The sequence below is a fragment of the Arthrobacter sp. P1_A5 genome, assembly GCF_056406825.1.
On the sequence record NZ_JBFTZL010000226.1, the window covers coordinates 1 to 5,175 of the forward strand.

Genomic DNA, 5,175 nt, shown 5'->3' on the forward strand with positions numbered 1-5,175 from the left:
GAGCTGGAGAGACTTCCTGGGCAGCGCCGGCGGCGGCGGCGTCGACTTCCCGGCGGATCAGGTCCTCGGTGCTGACGAACGTCGCTCATGCGGCGGTCAGGCTACCGAGGAATCAAGGGTCATGAACCATATGTGGGCGGCCCATTTCTCCCCGGAAACATTGCAGGCGCGCCACTCTCGTTCGTCGCATCCTCCAGGTTTGGCTGTATGTTCATGCCGGGGGACGTTCACCGTCGTGTGCGGTATGTGCGGGATACCCCCGCATCATGTCAGCACCGTCGAAAGGTCTCAAGTGTCCGATTCTGATTACGACCAGCCGCTCCAGTCCAGCTACCCGAGTGAGCAGCCCGAGGAGACGCCGACGGCTACCGCCGAGAAGATGTCCGGGCAGCTCCTGAAACTGGTCGGTAAAGTGATCGACACGGGTGTCGGTCCACTGACAGGGTCGATCACATGGGCGGAGGATCGGCTGGCCCGCGTCCAAGGTGACCGCTACGAGCCCAACGCCGACCCGACGCGGAAAGTCAGGCCGTACGAGCGCGACGATATTGAGAAAGCGATCAAGAGGCTGATCATCGAGTCAGTCGAAGCGGCCAGTGTCAACGGTTTCGTGACCGGGCTCGGTGGGTTCATCGCGATGCCAGTGACCGTTCCCGCGAACATGGCCGGCRCACTCGTGATCAATGCACGCCTCGCCGGCGCAATCGCCTACCTGCGTGGGTACGACCCCAAGGATCCGCATGTTCGCACGGTGGCCACGCTCATCGCGGTGGGTTCGAACGCACAGCAGATCGTGAAGGCATTCGGCATCAAGGTTGGAGAGAAAGTGGCAATTCAGGCGATCAAGCAGCTCCCGATCGTGCTGATTCGCGAGATCAACAAGAAGGCCGGTTTCATGCTCCTGGCCAAGTACGGCTCGAAGCGTGCGGTCGTTACTTTGGCGAAGGGTATACCGCTAGTCGGTGGAGTGATCGGCGGCGCGGTGGATGCAACCATGACGAACGTTATCGGCCGCACAGCGAGAGCGATGTTCCCCGTCGAGTGATCGATTCGCTTTCTGGCGGTCACCTCGGTCGCAGCGCCAGTCGACGCCACCAGTGAGAAGCCTCGAGTGAAGTAGCCGGGACGGGCGAGGCACTGCAAGGCTACTGGGCCGCCCGATTCTTTCTGAAGGCCCTGCTCCGGCGGGGCCTTCACTGTGACGACCGGTCGTCAGGTGAGATCTACCACCGGCTCCGTGATCCCGGCGCGGCCGTGCTACTCAAAATGTAGAACGTCGGCCCGGCGGGGCAAGCCTGGCCTCTGCCAGTTGCTCGGCTTCCTTGAAGTCGCGGTCCCAGGCTTTCTTATCCTGGCCGACGCACCACCTGTAGGTCCCGTTCCACTTGGGCTCCACTACCGGGCCGGCGGCTTCGATCTGCTGACGGGTCGTTCTGACCTTGGACTCAAGCCTGACCACAGGGGGCGGGGCGTACTTTGCCTTCCGTGGCGGCCACTCCGGCTCCGCCGCCAGTGGCTGCGACCGCGTCCGGTTATACCTAGCGAGGGCCACGATGGGGAGAATTATGCAGGCCAGGAACACGCCGAGCCAGAGCACCAGGAAGATCACGATCCCAATCAATATTCCCATGGCCCAGATTAACTTCTGAACCGTCCATTGCGGAAGGGTTCGGCTACGCCCGCCGGCGGACCCGTCCCCGCCGTGCGCGGCGGTATCGGATCCCCGGGACACAGCGCCACCCCAATTCTCGGCCACAGCCCCAAACCTGGAACGCACCTTCGCCTTCGCCGGCGTGGAGGGTCACCAGATCGAGAAGCGGGGGCTGGCAGCCGTGGTCGATGACTTCCTGACTGCTGACCAGCTGCCGATCCACACGATAAGTAGCCAGGGCCTTTCGGCTTGGGCATGGGTGCGCCAATCAGGCCGTGGTAATTGGTGTCCGGAATCTCCTGTACAGTTGATCCTGTTGTTGTGTTTATGCAGTTCGTAGTTCAGGCAGTACGCATGGTCGAAAGCCCATGTTCTTCTGAAGCAGCGGTTTTGAGCACCCCAAACAGGAGGACCCGAAAGTCGGGACAGTTCCTCCACCTTCACGAAGGACAAAAATAATGGCTACTGGTACCGTCAAATGGTTTAACGCTGAAAAGGGCTTCGGCTTCATTTCCCCCGATGACTCCTCACAGGACGTTTTCGCACACTACTCTGCGATCAACTCCTCCGGCTTCCGCTCCCTCGAAGAGAACCAGAAGGTCTCCTTCGAAACCGAGCAGGGCCCCAAAGGTCCCCAGGCCACCAACATCCAGGCTATCTAATTTCCTTTTAGATACCCGGGACCGTTAGGTTTCGAGCAGGGCCCGTCTTCGGACGGGCCCTGCTTTTGTTTAACCCACCCGTGCTTCCAAGACAGGTACGACGACCACGGCGCGGCACCGTCGTCGGCCGCGCCTTCGCGCTCCTGATGCCGGCCAGGGCTCCCGCGCCGGGTCCAGCACTACAAATCGGCAGCTAGTCGTCCCGGGGGATGAGGATCCACAACGCGACATAGACGAACTCACCCACACCGAACAAGCCGAAGAACATGAACCCGAGCCGGACAAATGCCCGGGGGACTTCGAAACGGTCGGCCAAGGCAGCGCACACGCCTGCGAAGATTTTGCCGCGTCTGGGGCGAACCAAGGTTGCTGACATTTCGCTACCGTAGCACCAGGCGCCCGTCCAGTCAGCAGTGTCTTTCGCCCCTGCCGCCCAGTGCCACAGCACGCGCCGCAGCTGATCAGAGCTGCCCACGCCGCGCCAGGTACGTGTTCAGCGCCGGGTTGTCGATGTCCTTGGCCAGCCACGGAATGGTCTCCGCGGCGGCGGTGTCGCCCAGGACGGCCCGGTGCGAGTGCGCCCGGACCACGAGTTCGCGCAGTGCGCCGCGGCTGGCCATGGTGCCCAACCGGTCGGCGTAGTCCCCGGCGGCGGGGGAGCCGGCGTCGATCGCGACCTCGGCGGCCGTGTCCAGCAGCCGCGCCCGGTACCAGAGATACCAGGGCGTGGTGTCGAGCCCCCGCTTCAGCCAGGATTCGGCCGCGGCCTGATCATTCAGCGCCATGCTGAGCCGGGCCTTGGCCCCCGCGGCCAGGGTCAGGTAGCAGTGGTCGCCGGCGACGTCGGCCATCACCCACGAACGGTCGATCAGGGGAGCAGCGTTCTCCAGCCGGCCTGCGGCGAGGAACGTCTCRCCGCGGAGCCCGGCGACAAAGGGTTCGAACGCCGTCCAGTGCTCGGCCGCGATCAGTTCCTGGGCCCGGTCCAGGCATTCGGCCGCTGGCTCCAAATCCCCGCGCAGCAGATGCACCCGGCCGGCCAGGGCCGTGCTGAACGCCAACAGACGGCGGCCACCCACGGCGGTGGCGAGCCGGCTCGATTCGGCCAAAGCCGCCAGCGCCTCGCCGTAATGCGCGGTGTCCGAAGCCGCCATGCCCTGGATGGCCAGGATCCTGGAGCGTTCGTCGTCGAAGCCGTCCGCCGCCCGGGCCGCCTGCTCCAGCCAGCCGGCCGCACGGTCCGGAATGCCCCGCTGCACGGACAAATAGCCCAGCTCCCGGTACGCGGCCGCCGCCACCCGCGACGCCGGCCGCCCGGGGTTCCGTCCCCCCGACGCCAGCGGCTCCTGGTCCAATCCTTCCGACTTGAGCGCCTCTGTTCGTAAAGCCCGGTGCAGGAGATCGGCCACCTCGGCGCCGCGGCCGCCGGCCTGATGGATCAGCGCCCCGGACAAGGTGACCAGCGATTCGGCGAGCAGATGGTGGTCGCCGGTCCGTTGCGCGATCTCGGCTGCGAGGCGCAACTGCTCCAGTCCGCGGTCCACCGAGCCGGCCGAGAGCGAGGCCTCGGCGGCATCCAGGTAGGACCGCACCGCCGCCGAACTGGCCGGCAGCCCGGGCTCGGCCGGGGGCGCCGCATCTGCCAGTGCCCGGCGCACCTCCGCGGGCACGCCGAGCCCGAGCTCCCGGCGGTAGAGCTCGCGGCACTTGTCGGCCTGTTCCCGCGCCCGCCGGTAGTCACCGAGGGCGAGCAGGGCCTTGATCAGCACGGCGTGGCAGTCGGCGTTGAAGGGGTCCAGGTGCAGCGCGCGGGTGGCGAGGTCGACGGCGTCGTCCGCCCTTCCGGCCGCCAGCGCGGCGAGCGATGCCTCGTAGAGCAGCGTCAGGACAGAGTTCTCGAGCCGGTGCCGCTGGTCCTCCAGCCAGGACTCGAAAGCCGGGCATTCTTCGAAGGCGAGTCCCTCCAGGAGTTCGCCGTCGAAGGTGCGGGGGTCTGCGCCGCCGGCTGGTTGCAGGGCCGCCAGCACATCGCAGTTCCAGCCGGCCGGCAACACGAGCCGCAGCGGGTCGCCGCCGACCGAATCCGCGCCGAGGGTCCGGCGCAGCTCGGAGAGGTTCCAGCGCAGGGCGCCGAGGGGGTCCTCGGCATCGGGGAACAGGAGAGCCGCCGTCCGGGCCCGGCCGGTGCCGCCCGGTTGCAGCGCGAGGTAGGCCAGCACAGCCCACGCCTTGCGGCCCCGGGGCTGCCGGGGTGCGGTGCCAGCGGACTCGATCCGGGGCGGACCGAGGAGCCGGATCCAAGTCTCGGCCATAAGAGTCATGCTACGCCGCTGGTGGGGGAGCGGGAGGGGCAGACGGTGAGCGTGAGGCGGGAGAACGACGGCGCCCGGCCGGCGCGGGATCGGAGCCGAAGGGAGCCGGAAGCGGGCGGAAAAACCACAGCGGAAAATGCTCACACGGTGGCTCACACGGTGGGTGCGGAAACTGGACATGTCCCCACAAAAGGACCGGAAACCTGAACCCCAGCCGCAAAACCAAACCCGCACCGATCGCCCGGGATTCCGGCCCAACAAACCTGATTCATCATCAGCCCCAACAACCAGCTCCATCACTCGCCCGAGGTGCTCTTCACATGGAATTTGCCGCTCTCCTGCTCGCCGGACTCCTGGTCTTCGCAGCCGTCGCCACCATCGTCGCGGTCGTCCGCGACGGCCGGGGCCACACCCCTCCCATCCGGTCCACCCGCCCCTGGATGGCAGGCAACCTGCCCAGCGAATCGTACGCATCCCTGCGGTCCCTCCAGGGCTGACTGAATCCCGGCAGCCACACGCCAGTATCCGCACGGGCCTGACCCCCGCCTCC

At 66.3% G+C, this 5,175-nt stretch carries 6 protein-coding genes; 3 read left to right on the forward strand and 3 right to left on the reverse strand.

Annotated elements, in window-relative coordinates:
- Positions 1-1,045: EcsC family protein (locus tag AC1D1S_RS19105; RefSeq protein ID WP_476995205.1), on the forward strand; the 1,045-nt coding region annotated here is incomplete at its 5' end.
- Positions 1,046-1,261: 216 nt separating this feature from the next.
- On the opposite strand, the gene AC1D1S_RS19110 is transcribed toward AC1D1S_RS19105, so the two are convergent.
- Positions 1,262-1,630 (reverse strand): hypothetical protein, encoded by a 369-nt coding sequence (locus AC1D1S_RS19110; RefSeq protein ID WP_476995206.1) that lies wholly within the window; start codon positions 1,628-1,630, stop codon positions 1,262-1,264.
- 479 nt (positions 1,631-2,109) lie between these two features.
- Between AC1D1S_RS19110 and AC1D1S_RS19115 the strand changes: the two genes are divergently transcribed.
- Entirely contained in the window at positions 2,110-2,313 is a 204-nt protein-coding gene (locus AC1D1S_RS19115; protein WP_011690916.1) for a cold-shock protein, read from the forward strand.
- Between the two features lie 193 nt (positions 2,314-2,506).
- Here AC1D1S_RS19115 and AC1D1S_RS19120 read toward each other — a convergent pair whose 3' ends face one another.
- Complete coding sequence (locus AC1D1S_RS19120) at positions 2,507-2,689, reverse strand: PspC domain-containing protein (RefSeq protein WP_028275253.1); 183 nt, start codon at positions 2,687-2,689, stop codon at positions 2,507-2,509.
- Between the two features lie 85 nt (positions 2,690-2,774).
- Positions 2,775-4,625, reverse strand: a complete 1,851-nt coding sequence (locus AC1D1S_RS19125; RefSeq protein ID WP_476952231.1) for an AfsR/SARP family transcriptional regulator — start codon at positions 4,623-4,625, stop codon at positions 2,775-2,777.
- Positions 4,626-4,945: 320 nt separating this feature from the next.
- Between AC1D1S_RS19125 and AC1D1S_RS19130 the strand changes: the two genes are divergently transcribed.
- Positions 4,946-5,122, forward strand: a complete 177-nt coding sequence (locus AC1D1S_RS19130; protein ID WP_476952230.1) for a hypothetical protein — start codon at positions 4,946-4,948, stop codon at positions 5,120-5,122.
- Positions 5,123-5,175: the final 53 nt, after the last annotated feature.

What these genes read in the sequence shown, in the direction of transcription:
- AC1D1S_RS19110 (WP_476995206.1), bottom strand. Translation starts at nt 1,630, where the DNA reads ATGGGAATATTGATTGGGATCGTGATCTTCCTGGTGCTCTGGCTCGGC.
- AC1D1S_RS19115 (WP_011690916.1), top strand. Translation starts at nt 2,110, where the DNA reads ATGGCTACTGGTACCGTCAAATGGTTTAACGCTGAAAAGGGCTTCGGC.
- AC1D1S_RS19120 (WP_028275253.1), bottom strand. Translation starts at nt 2,689, where the DNA reads ATGTCAGCAACCTTGGTTCGCCCCAGACGCGGCAAAATCTTCGCAGGC.
- AC1D1S_RS19130 (WP_476952230.1), top strand. Translation starts at nt 4,946, where the DNA reads ATGGAATTTGCCGCTCTCCTGCTCGCCGGACTCCTGGTCTTCGCAGCC.